This is a genomic window from Shewanella loihica PV-4 (assembly GCF_000016065.1).
Classification (GTDB): domain Bacteria; phylum Pseudomonadota; class Gammaproteobacteria; order Enterobacterales; family Shewanellaceae; genus Shewanella; species Shewanella loihica.
Genome location: NC_009092.1, coordinates 444217 through 462827, shown reverse-complemented (window position 1 = coordinate 462827; position 18611 = coordinate 444217). Strand labels below are relative to the sequence as shown.

The 18611-nt window shown below is 56.5% G+C and carries 17 protein-coding genes; all 17 read right to left on the bottom strand.

Annotation, left to right across the window (positions count from 1 at the left end; genetic code table 11):
• Nucleotides 1–29: 29 nt before the first annotated feature.
• The 17 genes from SHEW_RS02110 to SHEW_RS02030 all read right to left on the bottom strand — a co-directional run bounded on the left by SHEW_RS02110 (nucleotide 30) and on the right by SHEW_RS02030 (nucleotide 18611).
• Nucleotides 30–860, bottom strand: coding sequence for a carbon-nitrogen hydrolase family protein (locus SHEW_RS02110; protein ID WP_011864215.1), 831 nt, complete (start codon nucleotides 858–860; stop codon nucleotides 30–32).
• On the bottom strand, nucleotides 784–5094 hold the full coding sequence (locus tag SHEW_RS02105; RefSeq protein ID WP_011864214.1) for a YhdP family protein: 4311 nt from the start codon (nucleotides 5092–5094) through the stop codon (nucleotides 784–786). Before SHEW_RS02105 ends, SHEW_RS02110 begins: the two co-directional genes overlap by 77 nt.
• Nucleotides 5094–6596, bottom strand: coding sequence for a ribonuclease G (rng, locus tag SHEW_RS02100; RefSeq protein WP_011864213.1), 1503 nt, complete (start codon nucleotides 6594–6596; stop codon nucleotides 5094–5096). Before rng ends, SHEW_RS02105 begins: the two co-directional genes overlap by 1 nt.
• A gap of 97 nt (nucleotides 6597–6693) precedes the next feature.
• Nucleotides 6694–7281, bottom strand: a complete 588-nt coding sequence (locus SHEW_RS02095; RefSeq protein ID WP_041406890.1) for a Maf family protein — start codon at nucleotides 7279–7281, stop codon at nucleotides 6694–6696.
• Nucleotides 7282–7283: 2 nt separating this feature from the next.
• Nucleotides 7284–7772, bottom strand: a complete 489-nt coding sequence (gene mreD, locus SHEW_RS02090; RefSeq protein WP_011864211.1) for a rod shape-determining protein MreD — start codon at nucleotides 7770–7772, stop codon at nucleotides 7284–7286.
• The gene (mreC, locus tag SHEW_RS02085; protein ID WP_011864210.1) at nucleotides 7769–8650 is read right to left on the bottom strand and encodes a rod shape-determining protein MreC; all 882 of its coding nucleotides are present in this window, start codon (nucleotides 8648–8650) and stop codon (nucleotides 7769–7771) included. The genes mreD and mreC overlap by 4 nt, the downstream gene beginning before the upstream one ends.
• A gap of 134 nt (nucleotides 8651–8784) precedes the next feature.
• The gene (locus tag SHEW_RS02080; protein ID WP_011864209.1) at nucleotides 8785–9834 is read right to left on the bottom strand and encodes a rod shape-determining protein; all 1050 of its coding nucleotides are present in this window, start codon (nucleotides 9832–9834) and stop codon (nucleotides 8785–8787) included.
• Between the two features lie 165 nt (nucleotides 9835–9999).
• Nucleotides 10000–12744 carry a DUF8470 domain-containing protein gene (locus SHEW_RS02075; protein WP_502577619.1) on the bottom strand — a complete coding sequence of 915 codons (2745 nt, stop codon included), beginning with the start codon at nucleotides 12742–12744 and terminating at the stop codon, nucleotides 10000–10002.
• The gene (locus tag SHEW_RS02070) at nucleotides 12695–13132 is read right to left on the bottom strand and encodes a hypothetical protein (RefSeq protein ID WP_011864207.1); all 438 of its coding nucleotides are present in this window, start codon (nucleotides 13130–13132) and stop codon (nucleotides 12695–12697) included. Before SHEW_RS02070 ends, SHEW_RS02075 begins: the two co-directional genes overlap by 50 nt.
• Nucleotides 13122–13919, bottom strand: a complete 798-nt coding sequence (locus tag SHEW_RS02065) for a PilW family protein (protein WP_011864206.1) — start codon at nucleotides 13917–13919, stop codon at nucleotides 13122–13124. The genes SHEW_RS02070 and SHEW_RS02065 overlap by 11 nt, the downstream gene beginning before the upstream one ends.
• Nucleotides 13919–14470, bottom strand: coding sequence for a type II secretion system protein (locus SHEW_RS02060; protein ID WP_011864205.1), 552 nt, complete (start codon nucleotides 14468–14470; stop codon nucleotides 13919–13921). The genes SHEW_RS02065 and SHEW_RS02060 overlap by 1 nt, the downstream gene beginning before the upstream one ends.
• Nucleotides 14460–14909: a type II secretion system protein gene (locus SHEW_RS02055; protein ID WP_011864204.1), complete on the bottom strand. Its 450-nt coding sequence runs from the start codon at nucleotides 14907–14909 to the stop codon at nucleotides 14460–14462. The genes SHEW_RS02060 and SHEW_RS02055 overlap by 11 nt, the downstream gene beginning before the upstream one ends.
• Before the next feature lie 146 nt (nucleotides 14910–15055).
• On the bottom strand, nucleotides 15056–15547 hold the full coding sequence (locus SHEW_RS02050; RefSeq protein WP_011864203.1) for a type II secretion system protein: 492 nt from the start codon (nucleotides 15545–15547) through the stop codon (nucleotides 15056–15058).
• Between the two features lie 14 nt (nucleotides 15548–15561).
• The gene (locus tag SHEW_RS02045; protein WP_011864202.1) at nucleotides 15562–16071 is read right to left on the bottom strand and encodes a type II secretion system protein; all 510 of its coding nucleotides are present in this window, start codon (nucleotides 16069–16071) and stop codon (nucleotides 15562–15564) included.
• 89 nt (nucleotides 16072–16160) lie between these two features.
• Nucleotides 16161–16775, bottom strand: a complete 615-nt coding sequence (locus SHEW_RS02040) for a type IV pilin protein (RefSeq protein ID WP_041406888.1) — start codon at nucleotides 16773–16775, stop codon at nucleotides 16161–16163.
• 94 nt (nucleotides 16776–16869) lie between these two features.
• On the bottom strand, nucleotides 16870–17361 hold the full coding sequence (locus SHEW_RS02035) for a hypothetical protein (protein ID WP_011864200.1): 492 nt from the start codon (nucleotides 17359–17361) through the stop codon (nucleotides 16870–16872).
• 32 nt (nucleotides 17362–17393) lie between these two features.
• Nucleotides 17394–18611, bottom strand: a complete 1218-nt coding sequence (locus SHEW_RS02030; protein ID WP_011864199.1) for a type II secretion system F family protein — start codon at nucleotides 18609–18611, stop codon at nucleotides 17394–17396.

The following is an 18611-nucleotide window of genomic DNA, read 5'->3' as shown; positions in this document are numbered from 1 at the left end:
TTTGGCGCCTGCATGAAGGCGCGATTTTATTATCTCTTTAATTTGGGTGGCTCAAAACGATTGTGAGCGACCACTGGGATGTTACGACGTATCCCCTCTATAGCCTTAAGGTCTATCTCTGCCGACAACCAGCCACAGCCTTCTGGCTTAATCGCCTGCACTTCTCCCCAGGGGGAGATGACGCAGGAGTGTCCCCAGGTCTCACGTTTACCCTGGTTGTGCTCGCCCCACTGGGCTGCTGCCAACAGGAAACATTGGGTCTCAATTGCCCTCGCCTGCAGCAGGGGCAGCCAGTGCGTCCGCCCGGTCACCCTGGTAAAGGCCGCCGGCAAGACGATGATCTCCGCCCCCTGCAGGCGCATGGCGCGAAATAGATCGGCAAACCTAAGGTCATAGCATATCGCCATCCCGACCTTACCGAAAGGCGTATCGACGACGGTTACCCCCTCACCGGGGCAAAAGGTGTCACTCTCCCGGTAGGACTTAGTGCCGTCGTCCACATCCACGTCGAACAAGTGCAGCTTGTCGTAGTGGCCTAGGGTCTCTCCGCTATCGTCAAACAAATAGCTGCGGCTAAACACCCGCCCCTCATCGGCCAGGATAGGAATGGTTCCCGCCACCAGATAGATACCATATTGTTTCGCCAGCGCGGCCAGGGTCTGCTTGAGTTCGCTGCCGGCATCGTCCCCGGCGTAGGCCAACTGCTGACGCTCATGGCCACCAAACAGCAGACAACACTCTGGCAGCACCACCAGATGGGGGCGCTCACCACCGGCTAGGGCATCAAGCTGCTCGCGAATAAAGCTGAGGTTCTCCTCGACGTCGCGACCACTCTGACATTGTAATAGGCTGACCTGCATCGCTTGACTCCTTGCTCACTGGCTTTTCCTGTGACTCTTGCTGTTGCGGCGTCTCAGTTTTTTGCTCCACTGGCGCCTGCTGCCCTGTGGGCATCTCCTTAAACTCGGGCATGGCGACGACCGCCGGCTTAGGGATCTCAACGCCCGATGGCATCACCTGCTGATCCGCCGAAGCTCCTTCTGGCTTAGCGTCTAACACCGGCTGCTTCACTGGATTCTGTTCTTGCTGCTCTTGTTTTAATTGCGCTGGCTGTTTGCTTTCTGGCAGCACGCTCTCTGGCTTAGCTTCTGCGCCAGGCGCTCGTTGACGCGGCAAGACAGACTCGGGGATCTCTATCTCCTTGCTCTTACGCTCCAGCTCCTCCAGTTTAGGCTCAGACATGGTGCCCGTCAGCCTGAAGCGGATCTCAGAGATCACCTCGATCACCGGCTCCAACACTTTGGTCAGGGCGAAGGCGCCCAGGCCCAGGGTCCAACCGCCGGTACTGAGCAGCACCACAGTGGGCACGCTTGAGGCCAGTTGCGGCACGAAGCGTATGTCGTAGTTGAGGCTCTCGGTAGTGAGGTCGGTATAACCCCGCACCCTCATGTTACCGGCCACCGCATCCATCTCGGAGTCCGTGGTCTTCACCACGCCGTTATCCAGCTTAAGGGTGCCGGTAAAGGCGTTAAAGTAGAGTCCCTTGCCGAAGACATCGGAGAAGTCCAGCGACAGCTTACGCAGCAAGGAATCCAGGCTGAACAAAGAGAAGATACGCGCGCCCTTGTCACTCACCTCAGACAGGTGACCCTTGCCCAGCTTGTAACTGATCTGACCGTTGAGGGTCTCCAGCGAGAAGGCATAGGGCGCCCCCTGCCATGACAGCTCGGCCTGCAGATCCAGCGGCGCCTCCTTGAGGCCTGGGTCTATGCCCAGGCGCTCCGAGACCTCATCGAACTGCTTGGCCTTGAGATCCACCTGAAACTCGGTCAGGTTCTGCCCTTCACTGTTGGACCAGGCGCCCTTACCCTTGAGGGTGATACCCGGGGTGGTGATGGCGATGGTCTGGATCTGATAGTCGCCATTCTTGGGCGTTGCCTGCAACACCAGGTGTCCCAGCGGCTTACCATAGACGCTGAACTGATCCACATCCACCGCCAACGGCGGCAGTATGCTGAGCACCTCATCGCTGGCAACCTCAGAGGCTTCGCCCTCCTTGCTCTCAGGCGCAAAGTTAAATCGGCTCGCCACCAGCTTTAAGCCCTGGGTCGACCAGTCTGGATAGAAGTCCACCCGGCCGCTAAATTCGTTGGCGTTGCCCTCGAAGCGCCAGCCATGTTCTGTGGGATGCGCCTCAAGGTTCAGCTCAGTCAGCGGCTGCCCATAGAGGTTCAACTGGCGTACCTGACCATCGACCGCGATCAGCGGCGGGAAGAAGCTGCTCTTTTTAGGCTCGGTTTCTGCCTGCACCAGCGGCGATTCAGGCGCCTGCTCTGCTAATGCTTCCCGCATGGCCAGGTCCAGTGAGGATTCCAGCGCCGCGTCGCCCATGAATCCCTTGATGATTGGCAGCCAAGGGGCGAATTCGGTGGCAGGCATATCCAGCTGCAGATGACCGGCCTGACGCTTGAGTTGGTCACCCGGCTTAAACAGGCGTCCCAGCAGCAGATCGAAGTGCGCCAGATGGTCGCCCGACTCCTCATCGAAACCGCCCCAGAACTCCATCTGATCCCCAAGCTTGGCCCCTAACGAGGCCTGCTTGTTATCACCGATCAGCTCGAAGGAGAGGGCTCGCGGGCTGTCGGCCGTCTTGGCAAACTTACCCGGCAGGCTCAGTTCGACGCCCTGCATGTCACTCTTCACCTGGGCCTGAATACGATACCCCAACTCATCGAAGATCAGCGTCATGGCGCCCTGCCAATCCAGCTCGCCGCTGTAGTAATCCTTGAGGGGGTTGTCCAACATCGCCGGCAGCGAGGCCAGCGCCCACTGGCCCTGCATATCTAAGTTCAGGCCATAGTGCTTGTTGGTCTTGCCTGTGTCGAAGGTGAAACTCACGGGTTGCTCGAACAGACGCGCCTGTATCTTCTCACCTGTGACCACCTCGTTGGCAAAGTAGACCTCGCCGGTCACGCCATCTAGCTGTACCCCCGGCTCGCTGATATAGACAGGGGTATTGTCGAACTTCACCTGTCCCAGTATCGCCTCTTTGCCACCATGATAGAGGGGGATGCTGAGATCCAGCTTGCCCGAAACCTCACCCTGCACCTGCACCACCTCTAGCGTGGCCCCGACCGTATCGGCCAGAGGTGAGCGTTGTAGCACCTGTTTGGCGGCCTCGCCCTGGGTGCGCAGATCCGCCTTCACCGTCAGTAGCGTCTGATGGCTCATGCGCGGGATGGCAACATGGGCGCCGTCGGCCGGCACCTGCATCAACATCCCCTTGTTCACCCAGATATCCATGGCCGCGTTCTCAAACAGGGCATTTAGGCTCAGCTCGGTCACCTCGGGCCAATCGGGCTGGAACCTGTAGCGGGCCTGATTCAAAGAAAAACCAGCCTGGAACACACCGCTGTTATCGTCATAGGGGAAATGCTTCAGCGGGCCGTTCCACACCACCTTGGCGTCCTGGCTCTGCCCCGCCTTAATGGCGCCGCTGAGGTAATCGACCAGAGATTCGGACATGGCATGCTTAGGGAAATAGTACTTGGCCCTGGCGGCGTTCTTCACCTGCACATCGGCCAGCAGGTTGAGGCTGGCCTCACCGGCAAAGTCCAGCTTCATGGCCGCGTCGAGATCCAGGTCGGCATTATAGAAATGCAGCTTAGGGGCGATCAGCTCCGCCTCGCCCAGGGCATATTTCACCGTGAAGGCGTCACCCGCGAGGGACAATGCCTCCTCGAAGCCGCCATTAAAATCCAAGTGATACTGCTGCGCGGGCGCAGACAGATAGAGGTCGCTGCCCTGCATGCCGAGCATAAGGTCTATCGGCTCAGCCCCTGGGATGGCGCCGCTGCCTTGCCAGGCAAACTGCTTAAGCTGCGCCGACAGGGCAAAGCCCTGCTGCTCACCGTAACCTAACTTGAGCTGCTCTATGCTGCCCTTGGGATCCATCGACTGCCACAGGTAGAGGCCATCGAGATCCATGCCGGGTACCAGGGGCAACAGAGGCAACAAGACCTCGGCATCCAGTTGATTGATACTGGCCATCAGCCGATCGTCACGCTTGCGCGCGCCGATATGCAGCGCCGGCCAGGCCTGACCATTGGTGACGAAGGCTAGGTCTGAGCTGGTCAGTTGCCAGCCCGAGACCTGCGGCTGCCAGTTTAGCTGGCCAGCCTTAATCTCAAATTTTTGCTGCTCGCCCTTGAGCTGCCACTGTAGCCAGCTCGGCTCGAAGGCGACTGTCGCCGCGGTAAAGGCGCGGTTAGAGAACTCGGCCCAGGCCTGCAGGTTCACCACCCCCTCGAGTGGCAGCTTCTTACCCGAGGCATAAGGATTTTCCTGGCGTGATGCCCACTCACCGAGATCCAGCGAGTTGGCCGCCAGATAGAGCTGACCTGTCAAGGACTCTGGGTTATGGCCATCGCCACGAATATCGACGGCGAGAGAGAGACGCTCGACCTCAGAGGCCTGCTCGTCGAGGAACAGCGCGCCCTCGGCTCTGTGGCGACCGGCCAGGTTGCGCCAGCGCAGATCCCTGATATGGATAGGTCGGTATTTGTGAGTGCTGCTGATCAGCTGCATGGTCACATCTGTGATGGCGAAGCGGTCGAACTGTTCCAGCATCAGGGCGTAGAGCCAATCGGTATTCTGCTCTGCCACTGGCGCATCGCTGCTTTGCTGACCGTTACCGGCTTGACTGATACGGTCGAGATCCAGGGCGATCTTGACCCCCTCGAAGATCACATTCTCTATCTGGGGCGACGCCGAGACCAGGCTGTCCCAGAAATCCAGCTTGAGGTGGACATTGTCTATGATGAAGGTGACCGGCAGGTTTTCCTGCACCGGCAAGACCAGATTCTTGATGGTCACCGCAGGGCCAAACGCCTGCCACTCGGCGGTGAGTTCGCTGACCTCGACCTTGACCTGATACTGCTCATAGATATAGCTCACCAGCTCCTGACGGACCTGATCCAGCTTAGGCAGCAGGCCTCTGAACAGGCTGACGCTCAAGGCAAAAAGCACCACTATGATGGCGATCATCTGCCAGCATAGGCGGCCGAAGGTGCGGGGACAGAATGGGCGTGACACTACATTATCACCACATCGAATTTGTTTTGCGCGTACATGGGCTCGTTTTGCAGGCGAACATGCTTGCCGATATAGGCGCCGAGTTCTGCCACCAGATGGCTCTCCTCGCCGGTGAGGCTGTTGTAGACAGTCGGGGCACAATAAACCAGAAACTCGTCGGCATCATAGCCACGATTGAGGCGGATGATCTCGCGGAAGATCTCGTAAGAAACTGTCTCGACCGTCTTCAGGCTACCTGTGCCGAAACAGGCCGGACACTCGCCGCACAGCACATGCTCCAGGCTCTCGCGGGTACGCTTACGGGTCATCTCCACCAGGCCGAGCCCCGAGAAGCCGCTGACGTTGGTCTTCACCCTGTCGTTGGCCAGCGCCGCCTCCAGGGTGCTGAGTACACGCTTCTTATGATCTTCGTTCAACATGTCGATGAAATCGATAATGATGATCCCCCCCAGATTGCGCAGGCGCAATTGGCGAGCGATGGCGTGGGTCGCCTCCAGGTTGGTGTTGAATATAGTCTCTTCCAGGTTGCGATGGCCGACGAAGGCCCCTGTGTTGATATCCACAGTCGTCATGGCCTCGGTCTGATCTATGATCAGATAACCGCCTGACTTGAGCTCGACCTTGCGCCCCAAGGCGCGCTGCACCTCGTTCTCCACATCATAGAGATCGAAGATGGGCACCCGGCCGGAATAGTGTTCTATCTTGTCGGCGATCTCGGGCATAAACTCCTGGGTAAACTGCAGCAGCTCCTCGTAGGTCTGGCCCGAATCCACCTGGATCTGATCCAACTCTGTGCCGACGAAATCACGCACGATACGCACTGGCAGGGCGAGATCTTGGTAGAGCAGAGAGACGCCCGGACGCTTGCGACGCTCGCACACCTTGGCCCAGACCCGGCGTAGGAAAGCCGCGTCTTGGATCAGCTCCTGCTCACCGGCATTCTCGGCGGCGGTGCGAATGATGAAACCACCATCTTCGTCGACGAAGGGCTCGGTCAGTCCCTTGAGACGGGCACGTACCTCTTCGGACTCGATGCGCTGCGACACGCCCACATGGCTGGAGCCCGGCATGAAGACCAGATAACGCGAGGGTAAGGTGATATCTGTGGTGAGGCGCGCGCCCTTGGTGCCCAGGGGATCTTTTACCACCTGTACCATGATGTCCTGACCCTGGCGCACCAGCTCGGCGATGTCGCGTACCACGAAGTTGCCCTTCTCGACGTCGGCCACACACTCGGTATGGGGTACGATATCTGAGGCATGGAGGAAGGCGGCCTTGTCCAGACCTATATCCACAAAGGCGGCCTGCATGCCAGGCAATACCCGGCTGACCTTGCCCTTGTAGATGTTGCCCACCAGACCACGCTTCATGCGGCGCTCGATATGCACCTCTTGCAAGATGCCATATTCCACCAGCGCCACCCGCGCCTCGGTAGGCGTCACATTGATCAATAGCTCAGAACCTATCTTTTTCTGTACTCTGTTTTTGACTATGTGACTCATGCTTACTCACTCAAATATGATTAATGCATTAACGGCCTAAGGACCGTTAATTTTAGAACAACTTAGACCTAAATGGCTCAATCTATTGGGTAAAACGCTAAACGGCTAACAGCTTCATCTCGGCCAGCAGGGCCCGGGTTTCCACTAGCGGCAGTCCTACCACCGCCGAATAGCTACCGTCGATGGCCTCGACGAAACAGCCGCCTAAACCCTGAATGCCATAGGCACCGGCCTTATCCATGGGCTCGCCGGTGGCGATATAGGCCAAGATAGCCTGTTCTGTTAGGCCGCAAAATTGCACTTTAGTTTCAACTAATCGAGACAGGGTTCGTTGACCATCGGTCACCGCCACCGCGGTCATCACGCTATGGCGCTTGCCCGACAGCGCGCTAAGCATCTGCCTGGCGTCTTGTTCATCCTTAGGCTTACCTAGGATTTCGCCGTCCAATACCACTATAGTATCAGAACCCAGCACCACGGCGCCCGCCTGTCCCCAGAGCGCCAGACCAGCTTGCGCCTTCTCGATTGCCAGACGCACCACGAACTCATCGGCGCTTTCCCCTGCCCTATGGCTCTCGTCGATATCAGCGGATAGCGCCTCGAAAGCAAATTCTGAGTCGCCAAGACCCACTTGAGCGAGTAGCTCGCGACGACGGGGAGAGGAAGAGGCTAATACCAGTTGCATCATTATCTCACTTTATAAATACGGCGAATGCGTCTCAGCATCCAAAATACCCAAGGCCAGATGATCAGGCTCGACAGGGCCGGCAGGAACAGGCTGACATCGAAGCTCGCCACGTTCACCACAAACTGTACCCAGAACACCAGCAGATGGTGCAGGCACACCAGGCTGGCCACCATCAGTGCCTGTTGCCACATGGGGAAGTTACGCAGCCGCTGAAAATGCAGTACCACCACATAGATCACCAGCGACATGGAGAGCGCGCGTATGCCGAGGTGGGCCCCCAGCAGGATATCCAACAAGACGCCCAGCACCCAGGCCGAGAGGATGTTGTAGCGGTGCGGCAGCGCCATCGCCCAATAGATCATCACCAGCAGCAGCCAGTCGGGGCGCCAGCCCTCTACCAGGCCGGGCAGCGGCATGATCTGAAATAACATGGCCAGCAGGAAGCTTAACCAGACCACCCAACGACCGTGGGGAATATGCATGCTCATGGCGTCTCCTCCGCTTGCGGCTGGGCATCGGCGCCTGCTTCGATAGGCTCGGCTTGCTCGCTCTGATTGCCATCTGGCCAGATCAACAGCAGGTAACGGATACGGTCCAGTGCCGCCAAAGGCTGAGCGGTGACGGTAGCATAGCTCTGGCCATCGTCGCGCTCGACCGTCATGATGCGCGCCACGGGGTAGCCTTCGGGAAAGCGTTTACCCAGACCCGAGGAGACCAGGAGATCGCCAACCCTAAGGTCTGTACTCTTGGCCACGTGGCGCAGTTCGAGCTCGTCGAGCTCGCCGATACCCTGGGCCACCAGGCGGACATCGTTACGGGTCACCCGCACCGGGATAGCATGAGTCACGTCTGAAATCAGCAGCACCCGGCTGGTCAGCTCGCTGATCTCCACCACCTGACCGACGACGCCATGGGCATCCACCACGGGCTGACCCACGAAGACACCGCTGCGGGCACCATGGTTGAGCACCACATAGTGACGAAAGGGATCGCTGGCCACCTCCATCACCTCGGCCACCATCTTCTTGGAGTCCATGTGTACCGGAGAGCCTAGCAGGGCGCGCAGACGATCGTTTTCCTGTCTCAGGTGCTCGAAGCGCTGCAGACGCTCGCTCATCAGGAGTTGCTGCCGCAGCAGCTGCTTGTTCTGCTTGGCCAACATGTTGCGGGTGGCGATACTCTCGGCGGACCAATCCAGAATGGCGCCGGGGATGTTAGCCACGTATTGCAGTGGGCTGAGCACAGAGGAGATAGATTGGCGCACCGGCTCCAGCCTATCGTTGGCCACCAGTAAGATCACCGACAAAACGATTGCCAATGTGAGCCTGAATTGATTCGAAATACCGCGGGCAAAAATAGGTTTCATAAAACACTTAAGGCAGCGAACCCGGTACCCACTTTCTACCCATTCACCTTGTGGTGTCTGGGCGGCGAGCCATCATTTACTATGCCTCGCCAGGGGTGTAACCAGAGTCTTGCTGCCTATTTTCTTGAGCCGAATTAGTTTTCGTCAGAGAAGAGATCGCCGCCATGCATGTCGATCATCTCTAATGCCTTACCACCACCACGGGCCACGCAGGTCAGCGGATCGTCGGCCACCATCACCGGGATACCGGTCTCTTGCATCAACAGACGGTCGAGGTCACGCAGCAGCGCGCCACCACCAGTCAGTACCATGCCGCGCTCAGAGATATCTGAGGCCAGTTCTGGCGGAGACTGCTCCAGCGCCACCATCACGGCGCTAACGATGCCAGAGAGAGGCTCTTGCAGCGCCTCTAAGATCTCGTTGCTGTTCAGGGTAAAGCTACGTGGTACCCCTTCGGCCAAGTTGCGACCGCGCACTTCGATCTCCAGCACTTCGTCGCCCGGATAGGCGGTGCCTATGGTGTGCTTGATGCGCTCGGCCGTGGCCTCACCGATCAGGCTGCCATAGTTGCGACGCACATAGTTGATGATGGCATCGTCAAACTTATCGCCACCGATACGCACAGAAGAGGAATAAACCACGCCGTTGAGTGAGATGATGGCCACCTCGGTAGTACCACCACCGATATCCACCACCATAGAACCTGTTGCTTCCGACACAGGCAGGCCGGCACCGATAGCGGCCGCCATTGGCTCTTCGATCAGATAGACTTCGCGAGCACCTGCGCCCATGGCCGATTCACGAATCGCACGACGCTCAACCTGAGTGGCTCCCACTGGCACACACACCAAGACGCGTGGGCTTGGACGGAATACGCTGTTGTTGTGTACCTGTTTGATGAAGTGCTGCAGCATCTTCTCGGTCACATAGAAGTCGGCGATCACGCCGTCTTTCATTGGACGAATGGCTTGAATGTTGCCCGGCGTACGACCCAGCATCTGCTTAGCTTCCGTTCCCACGGCGGCAACCGATTTTTGGCCGCCGCTGCCGCGTTCGCCCCGAATTGCAACAACCGAAGGCTCATTTAACACTATGCCCTCTTCGCGAACGTAAATTAAGGTGTTAGCCGTACCCAAATCGATCGAAAGATCGTTAGAAAAAATGCCACGCAGCTTCTTGAACATGTAACCAGCCTGTCTCAGTGGAGTCGGAAAAATAAAAATCAGGTAACTTTATCAATGCCCCCCGCATTCCACAAGGATATTATGCTGATCCTTAGATAAATATCTGTTCATCATTGGGGCTTGTGTCAGCCTAAGTGAACACTCGCTCAGCAATTGGTAGATCGGCTATTTCACTTCCCGCCAATAGATGATCTTATCGTGTCCGCGATAGGTGCCAAAATAGGCATTGGCCCTCGGGTCAAACAAGGTATCGGCAGCGTTCCCCGGATAGTTCCAATAGCCCTTGAGCCAAGGCTCGACATGCAGCTTGAGGGGCACCTCGCCCGCCTGATTGGGGATGGCAAAATAGAGATTGCCCACGCCATTCACCAAGGCACCACTGCGCAGCGACAATCCACTATCGCTATAGGCCTGCAGATCGGGGAAGCCCGAAGGTAGGATGCGATACAGGCCAGAGGTTGCCGACTCGCCGGCATCTAAGGAGGTCTGGGTATTAAAAACCGAGCAATTGTCGTCGCCATTGAGTGTCCAGGTGGTCACGCCAGCAGTCACGCTTGAAACATATTCGCTGCGTAGCGGCAGCCGCAGGCCCTCCGACTGAGGGCCATAGCCGTTTTCCAGCACCAGACGGCCATAGCGCAGCTCGAAGGCCTTACCGTCGCCGATATCGCTGAAGGTAAATCCGCGGCAAGCAGCCGAGGCGCTGTCACGATAACAGATGCCATCTTCATCGCTGACGTCCAGCGCCGACAAGATTAGATCAAACTTGGCATCGAAGGGTTCCTGTGGCGTTTGGGTGCGGCGGTAACTCGGCTGGGCGCCGATCAACTCAGCGATATTGGGTGAACCGCGATAATTGACCTGGCCTGAGAGTGCCGGTGCCTGACTGTCGCCAATCACAGCTAGCCCTGTGCTGTCTTGATAGCTGCGCTCAGGCCACTGATTGCGATCTGCCTCATCCCTGTGTTTGTAACGCCACCAATCGCCGATCTGGTAATTGCTGGTAACCTTATCTTGGGCATTTAACCCCGCCACCTGAATGTTTGGCTCGGTGCCCGTTTTAAAGCCGAAGGGCTGATCCAGATAGGTGAATGGGCCGCAGCTCTGGGCCGCCTCAGGGTCGTTGCCAGTGATCTCTAGATAGGCCGGTGTGAAACGGCCAAATACCTCACTGCTAGACTGGCTGGCGGGAATGGTCACGCCCTCAAAGCTGACATCCGCGCCAAGCGCCACCTTCATGGTGCCCACCTCGCTCCAGCTTTGATCGTCGATGATCTGAGCGCTGACGCCAGATGATAGTGAGAACGCCAGGCTATCACTGCCTAACACGCCGTTTACCCCGGTATCGGGCTGTACCACCTGTGACACCACGGACAGGCCGCCATGCTCGAAATTCTGCAATGCCTTGTTGTTACCGAAATCCTTATCATCATCGCTCTGCCAACAGGCTGCAGTCACCTGCATGCTAAAGGGTTCACCCGCTGCGGCCAGCACCTTACAGTCAGCGTCATAGGGATCGCTGGCATCACAGCGCCCATTGGCACTGACATTGGCAAAATGAAAACCGGCGGGCGCCGAGGTAAAGCTATCGCTATGGGTGAGCACTAGCGTCTCTGAGCCTCCGGCAGGACGCGAAACAGTGTGGTTATTTTCGGCGCTAAGCGTCACCACGCCCGCCTCTGGGTAGTTGGCCGACAGACTGGCAACTCCTTCACCGTTAAAATGCACCTGCATTGTCTGAGTGCCGCCACCATCGATCGCTATCGAGTCACTCGGCGATAACAGGCTATTCAGGGTAAGCTGGGCCGGATTGTTTACCGTTGCCGGACGCAGATAATCGAAGCCGAAGCTAATCGTCTTGGTCTGGTTGGCAAACAGGGGCTTACACTGCTGAGTCTGAGTATCCTTGGTCACAGCAAACAAATTAAAGCTGTTACCCGTCTTACAGGCGGTGCTGTCGGGCACATCGAAATAGAATCCCGTATCGGCAAAGTCGAGCAGGCACTGGGCATTAGCCACCAGAGCACCGTCGATATAACAGCGATAGGGCGCGGATGGTGCCGTAGTGCCAAGTCCCAAGAGGACGCTGCCGCCGTCTGGGTGCCACACCTGGGTCTGAGCCGAACCGGTAAAGCCAACATCGGCATATTTCACGCCGTTCTTGGTCAGCTCGACGCTCGAGGAGACACTCGCCTGGGTCGAGCAGTCGGCGTTGACACAGGCACGCAGCAGGATATCTTTGGCGGCGCAGCTCAGCGCATCCGAGGTAAATTCGAGCCGGTAATGGTCGACACTCACACCGCCCTTGTCACACATGCCGCCGAAGTCGGCATCATCCACAGCTCCCAGGTCGACATCCGCTCCACCATTGCCGCCAAAACTCAGGCTCCCCCCTGATGCGATGGCGCCATCTATCCAAGCATTGCCGGTAAAAGTCACAGTGCCGGCAACATAGAGGATGCCGTTGAGATAGTTCTGCCCGGCGACAGAGAGATCGCCCCTGACATAGATGATCAGGTTTTCGGCATTGCCAGATGCATTGATGCTGGCATTATTCATCGACAGGTTATCGAAGTAGAGTCGAGCCGTTTTCCCCGTGGTGCTCATATAGGATTTATTTTGAAAATCACCAGTAGCAAAGTCGTAATCCCCGGGAGCGAACCGTGAACTGTGCCCAGAACATCCCCACTTAGTACAAGTGAGGTTGCCGAGTCTAGGCCCAATATCATCGGGCGGCACCAGGCCGGGATTATGGTTTCCGGTTGGCGGGTCGGTAAAGATCGCATCACACTGAGGCACGGCGAAAACCCCTGTGGAGAAGACTAGGTAAAACAAACCAGCAAGCAAGGTTAGCAAGAGTCTATTCACGGGCCTCGACCTCCACCTTACGATTGACGCGCAGACAGGCATCACCGTCGCAGTTGCCCACGGCGCAGGTCGCCTCACTGCCGATAAGATATTGGGTCACGCTGTCACTCCCTGTCGCCACTGTGGTCTGATTGCAGCTTAACACCACACTACAGCCATGAAAGCCCACCACATTCGGCGGCGTCCAACTAGCAGAGACGCTAGAACAACCGACCACAGCACCGCTTAGGGGAAACAGCTGCGCCAGGGCGACATCGGCGCCGCTGTTCGCCGCGGCGAAGGCGCGGGTTGCCAACACCTCCAGGTTTACCCCCTCGTCGGCATCGCTGACGATATTGACGAGCGCCGCCGCCATCAGAAACATCACGGTAATGATGAAAATGCCTATCACTAGGGCGCTGCCTCGCTGGCTGGCTCGATTAGGGAACATTGATCACCTGCACCTGATGTTGATATTGAAAGGTCTGGCCATTCACCTCGAAACGGGGCGACAGCTGCACCACGGCATTGTTAACCAGTGTACCCGGTGTGTAGTGAATCGGCTCCTCGCTGCCGAGATTATTGACCACATGCTGGCCCATCAAGGCCCCCGTCCCCATCTGCGCAGGTGTCGGCTGGGTTGTCTGAACCCCGTAGCCGTCGTAACGCCTGATATCGCCGCGACTTAAGAAGCAGTAACTCACGGCGCCATTGACTATGAAGTAGCGCTTCTGAGGCGAGGCCTCATCGAAGCGCAGCGCATTGTTAAACTCAATCTGATTGCCGCTCAGCTGTTTAACATCGAAGATACGCCCCTGTGTGGTCGACGGACTGTCTTGGTAGAGCTGAGCAGGTGAAAGCGGATAGATCACCATCTTGTGGGCCAGGTTAATCCCCTGGGCCGGGAGCATCACGCTGCCGCTGTCTGTGGCGCTGTCTGGCGCTATCGGCAGGCTGATATAGCTGGCGCTAGCTGTGATAGGCATAAACTCTATGCACTGGGCATCGCTTGAGCTGGCCACCCGGATGCTGTTTGGCAGGGCGTTACGCAGCTCCCGCGTCATACGCTCAATCACGAAACGGCTCTGGCTCAGCACCTGATCCACAGAGCTGGATTCGACGAAGATACGGGTGCCCAAGATCACGAAGCTACTCACCCCGACCACCAGGATGCCGAGTATGATGATGACAGTCACCATCTCGACCAGGGTGAAGCCCTTGTTAGTTTGCAGCCGCATCAGTAGTTACTCCGCAGCGCATTATAGGTGATCACCTCGCCACTGGGTGTGGTCACATTGATCGCCACCAGCTTGCTGTTCTTGTCGCTGCCGGGATAGGTGACGCTGACCGATAGTTGGTAGTTAATATATTCCTGAGCATAGGTGCGATCCGAGTTGAGCATCTTGCTGGCCTGGGTCAGGCCATGATAGTCATCCACATCGCGATAGGCGTTGCGATCGAGTCCGCCCGGGCCAAAGTTGGCTTGGTCTGTACAGGGCAGCCCTGCTGGCAATCCAAGGTCTGGCCTGGCCGCCGCGCCACAGGCGGGCACGCCGCCATTAGGATTGCTGTTCTGATCGTAACGCTTGCCCCAGATCTCATTGAGCAGGGAATGGGCCAGCTCGGCAGAGCGCACCCTGTGAAGGGTTTCGGCGGCGCGATCCGCCTGGGGAAACAGCATGCTGGTGAGCATGACCAGGGCGATACCAAGCACTATCATGCCCACGACCAATTCGATCAGGGTAAAGCCTGAGGCGCGCCTTGGTAAGATGGCTCTGCTAGCGTCCATGAATATACCCCTGGCTCTCTATGCTGAGGTCTAAGGTTTCATCGGCTGCAACCTTGATGGTGCAGCCCGTAGCACAGCTGCCGGTCACCCTGCCATCACGGTCGAAGGTCAGGGTGAAGCTGTTCAAGCCACCTAAACTCAGGCTTGTCTGTCGGGGTAGCGACTGGGCATTGCCAGTGACCGTCAGGCTGTTGCAGTCGGCGCCAAAGATGTCGGCACGATAACTTGTCGCCGTCACGCTCACCTTGTAGCAGCGATCCAGGTTATTCAGCGCCATCAGCTGAACTCGCCTGAGCTCGCTAATCAGTTCGTCTCTCAGGGTATAGGCGCTGTAGCTAGAGGCGGTAAAGAAGCGCGGCAAGACCACCACAGATAAAATGGCAATCAAGATGATGCTAGTGACCAGCTCCACAAGGGTAAAACCTTGTTGTTTATTCATCGACACCCCAGCCGCAACACGCTGATAGCGTTAAACTTTCTAATAACCTACAGAGTATGGCAAATATTGCCATCGATTTCAGTAATTAGTCTCTCGCCACAGACAAAAAAGGCCTGCATTGCAGGCCTTTAGATAGTACTAAACCATTAACAGTTATCTAAAACGGTTTTGTAAACAGGCAAGCTGCTGGATGTTGCATCCGTGTACTCAAGGAAACACTTCTTATCTGCCGCCGGAGTAAAATCTGCAGGATGAATGATGATATCGGCAGTGCTCACACCAGCTGCTGGTGCAGCTATCGTCCAATCAGCACTATCCACTTCAAGTACTTTAGCTAGCTCTGTCGCATCCGCCTTCACGTAACCATATACTGCTTTGGTATCAGCAGTGCCGTCTCCAGTCGTATCAACGTTATTTGCGTCATTCGAATTAGCATCTTTTTCTTTACCCTGGATTGCGGCCTTGGAGTAAAGCAAGGTATTGGCACCCTGTAGTGCCCCCTTCATACCTTCAACCGTCGATTTACGTGCATCACTTTGTAGGTTGATAAACTTTGGCGCCGCGGTCACCGCCAAAATACCTAAAATGATAATTACGACCACCAACTCAATTAGTGTAAAACCTTTCTGTTTGTTCATTTACAGCGCCCCAATTAACAATCTGTAGTAACAGCGGTGACAACCGCAGGTGTGCTTGCATTCCCAGCCGTCGTATAGTCTATGCGACATGCATCTGTCGACTTCTTGCCCTTAGGCACTATGATAAACTTAGTCTCACTAGAATAGAGTACGCCCCAATCTTGGGCTGTAACACTATCAGCAGCGCTCAAGGCTTCAAAAGTCATATCCATGGCTTTCTCTAAGTTTGTCTTTACCGTCGCCGTATCGGTTGCACTGTCCAAGTATCCATAATCTGTTGTGACGGCCACGCCGGTAGCGATTGTAATAGACGCTCCTTGATCCTTCTCTTTGCCGGCAATCGCCGCCTTAGAATAAACGAGTGAATTAGCGCCTTGCAGTGCCGCTTTTACCCCTTCAACCGTCGATGCACGCGCATCGCTCTGTAAGTTAATAAACTTAGGCGCTGCGGTCACGGCCAGAATCCCTAAGATGATGATCACAACCACTAGCTCGATCAGTGTAAAGCCGTTTTGCTTCTTCATGTCGTACCCTTGTTATTTTCGCTTCTGCTAACGTTTAACTTTCAACTTTTATAAAATTCTGTTGGCCTCGCCGAGGGCAAGACCCAAGATTAATTGGTAAAACTCAACACCTGACCAGTACCAGGGTTATAGAGGATCCCTTTAGCATTAGCCGTATCCAGATCCGGTGTAGGTGTTGGCACGCCCGTGGTTGGGTTTAATGCCAGCGAGGTCACCTGATGGTAGACACAGAGATCTAAGTTGGTCACCTGAGTGCCATCGATCGCAACGCCATTCCCCCCTGCGCCATCCAATACCCGCGCTGTAAAGCGCTGATTACGGGCATCCTGATTAAAGAGCACGTTACGCGGTGCGCCCTGAAGAATATTCTGGAATACCTCCTGACAGGCGGCATCTGTCATACCGGTCGCACTCACGATACCACTGCCCGAGGTCAAGCCCGTTGGAAAACCGAAACGGGTATCCAGGGAGATCTGCGTACCATCGAGCACCACATTGGCATTATTACGACCATCCACCTCCCATTGGGAGCGCACGAAGCTCACCGCCGTGGCTAGACCACCGGCTACGCCATCTACGCTAGCATCTTCTGCATCGTCGGTCACATTCAAAAAACGGGGAATGGCAGTGGCCGCCAGAATTCCCAGGATCACAATCACGATCACCAGCTCGATCAGAGAGAAACCACTCTGTTTGGTTGGCATGTTTTGGGCTCGCATTTTCATAAAAAACTCCCTTAGATAATCCTGATAATTCTAGCAGTTACAGCAAATTATAAAACCTTAGAAGTCGCTAAATTCAGCGATCTGTCAAAAAAATAACGCGTCCACTAGTGAGTTGATAACTCAATCGATCACCGTTATTAGCAATATAACTACAAACCTCTCCAGCCTGGTCCGCTTGTGTAACAATTTTGGCTAAATCATCCCGGCCACCCAACAGCTGCCACCAGAGGGTCTTGCAGTTCTCCTCTGTGATTTGCGCCAAGGTTGGCCAACCCTGATCACTCATCTTGATCAGGGGTTGCTCGCCGTCCCTGAGTTCCATGGCCGTGGACCAGTCGAGATGCATCTCGGCGGGGCGCCCCTGCACCAGCCACTGAGAGCGCACCATGGCCAGCACATTCAGCAGGCGGCTGTGCTCCAGCTTCAGCCCCTGAGAAGAGACCTGATCCACCTTGGCAAAATAACCGTAACCCAGTACACCCAAGATGAGCAAGAGCACCACTATGGCGATCATCTTGCCGTAGGCCTGCATCAGCTCGCTGTCGACCCGTGTCTGGTTTTCCATCAGCTATGCTCCGTGCCCATGGCCGTCATGGGTTACCCCCCTTTGACCACATTGAGCATATCCCACATCGGCAGGTAGATACCCAGTGCCAGAATGAGAACAATCACCGCCACTATGCCGATCAAGATAGGCTCCAGCTTGGCGGTCAGGTTCTTGAGGTCGTAATCGACCTCCCCCTCGTAAAAGTCGGCGGCGTCGTTGAGCAGTTGATCTATCTGGCCCGTCTCTTCACCAACGGCCACCATCTGCAGCACCAGCGGGGTAAAGAGCTGACTCTGATTCGACACCCGCAGCATGGACTCGCCGGACTCTATGCCCCGGCGCATGGCCACTATGCGGTCATGCATATAGGCATTATCCACGGCATCGGCCACCAGGCTCAGGGCCTGTGTCATGGGCACGCCTGCACTCAGCATCATGGAGAAGCTGCGGCAATACCGCGACAGGGTCGAACGCTCTATGATGCTGCCCACAGCTGGGATCTTAAGCTTCCACCTGTCCCACTGCTGCTCGCCCTTCTCTGTATTGTGCCAATAGCGGATCCCCACGAAGCACCCCACCAAGGCGATGAGCAGCAGGTACCAGTAGTTGACGAAGAAGTTAGAGGTACCGATCAACAGCTTGGTTGCCCAGGGCAGATCCGCGCCGAAACGGGCGAACAGATCGGCAAACTTAGGGATCACCATGATATTGAGCACCACCATGGCCAGGGCCACCGCCATCAAGACGAAGATGGGATAACGCATCGCCGCCTTGATGCGCCTGCGGGTCTCCTGCTCGCGTTCGATATAGCCAGAAAGCTGAATAAAGGCGTCCTCCAACTTACCCGTGTTCTCCCCCACATGGATCATGGAGACAAACAGGGCGTCGAACACGTCCGGGTGATGGTTCATCGCCGATGAAAGCGGACGACCCGAGATCAGCTGCTCTGAGATATCGTTGAGGGCATCTTTCATGCGTTTGGAGTGAGAACTCTCCGACAGGCCGGCGATGGCCCGCAGAATAGGGATGCCCGAGCGGGTGAGCGAATACATCTGCCGGGTAAAGATCTGCAGCTCATCCAGGCCTACCTTGCTCTTGAACAGGCTGCCCAGGTGGAACTCGCGCGCAACTTTGGCCTCCACCAGCTCAAGGGGGATCACGGCGCGAGACAGCAGCTGATCGGCGGCGGCGCTCTGAGTGGTCGCATCGAGCCGCCCGCTAACCGCATTGCCCTGAGCATCACGCCCCTTGTACTGATAGATAGGCAT

Bases quoted from the DNA above. Each gene is read 5' to 3' on its own strand.
- SHEW_RS02110 (WP_011864215.1), bottom strand. From the start codon at position 860: ATGCAGGTCAGCCTATTACAATGTCAGAGTGGTCGCGACGTCGAGGAG.
- rng (WP_011864213.1), bottom strand. From the start codon at position 6,596: ATGAGTCACATAGTCAAAAACAGAGTACAGAAAAAGATAGGTTCTGAG.
- SHEW_RS02095 (WP_041406890.1), bottom strand. From the start codon at position 7,281: ATGCAACTGGTATTAGCCTCTTCCTCTCCCCGTCGTCGCGAGCTACTC.
- mreD (WP_011864211.1), bottom strand. From the start codon at position 7,772: ATGAGCATGCATATTCCCCACGGTCGTTGGGTGGTCTGGTTAAGCTTC.
- mreC (WP_011864210.1), bottom strand. From the start codon at position 8,650: ATGAAACCTATTTTTGCCCGCGGTATTTCGAATCAATTCAGGCTCACA.
- SHEW_RS02080 (WP_011864209.1), bottom strand. From the start codon at position 9,834: ATGTTCAAGAAGCTGCGTGGCATTTTTTCTAACGATCTTTCGATCGAT.
- SHEW_RS02075 (WP_502577619.1), bottom strand. From the start codon at position 12,744: ATGCCTGTCTGCGCGTCAATCGTAAGGTGGAGGTCGAGGCCCGTGAAT.
- SHEW_RS02070 (WP_011864207.1), bottom strand. From the start codon at position 13,132: ATGTTCCCTAATCGAGCCAGCCAGCGAGGCAGCGCCCTAGTGATAGGC.
- SHEW_RS02065 (WP_011864206.1), bottom strand. From the start codon at position 13,919: ATGCGGCTGCAAACTAACAAGGGCTTCACCCTGGTCGAGATGGTGACT.
- SHEW_RS02060 (WP_011864205.1), bottom strand. From the start codon at position 14,470: ATGGACGCTAGCAGAGCCATCTTACCAAGGCGCGCCTCAGGCTTTACC.
- SHEW_RS02055 (WP_011864204.1), bottom strand. From the start codon at position 14,909: ATGAATAAACAACAAGGTTTTACCCTTGTGGAGCTGGTCACTAGCATC.
- SHEW_RS02050 (WP_011864203.1), bottom strand. From the start codon at position 15,547: ATGAACAAACAGAAAGGTTTTACACTAATTGAGTTGGTGGTCGTAATT.
- SHEW_RS02045 (WP_011864202.1), bottom strand. From the start codon at position 16,071: ATGAAGAAGCAAAACGGCTTTACACTGATCGAGCTAGTGGTTGTGATC.
- SHEW_RS02040 (WP_041406888.1), bottom strand. From the start codon at position 16,775: ATGCCAACCAAACAGAGTGGTTTCTCTCTGATCGAGCTGGTGATCGTG.
- SHEW_RS02035 (WP_011864200.1), bottom strand. From the start codon at position 17,361: ATGGAAAACCAGACACGGGTCGACAGCGAGCTGATGCAGGCCTACGGC.
- SHEW_RS02030 (WP_011864199.1), bottom strand. From the start codon at position 18,611: ATGCCTATCTATCAGTACAAGGGGCGTGATGCTCAGGGCAATGCGGTT.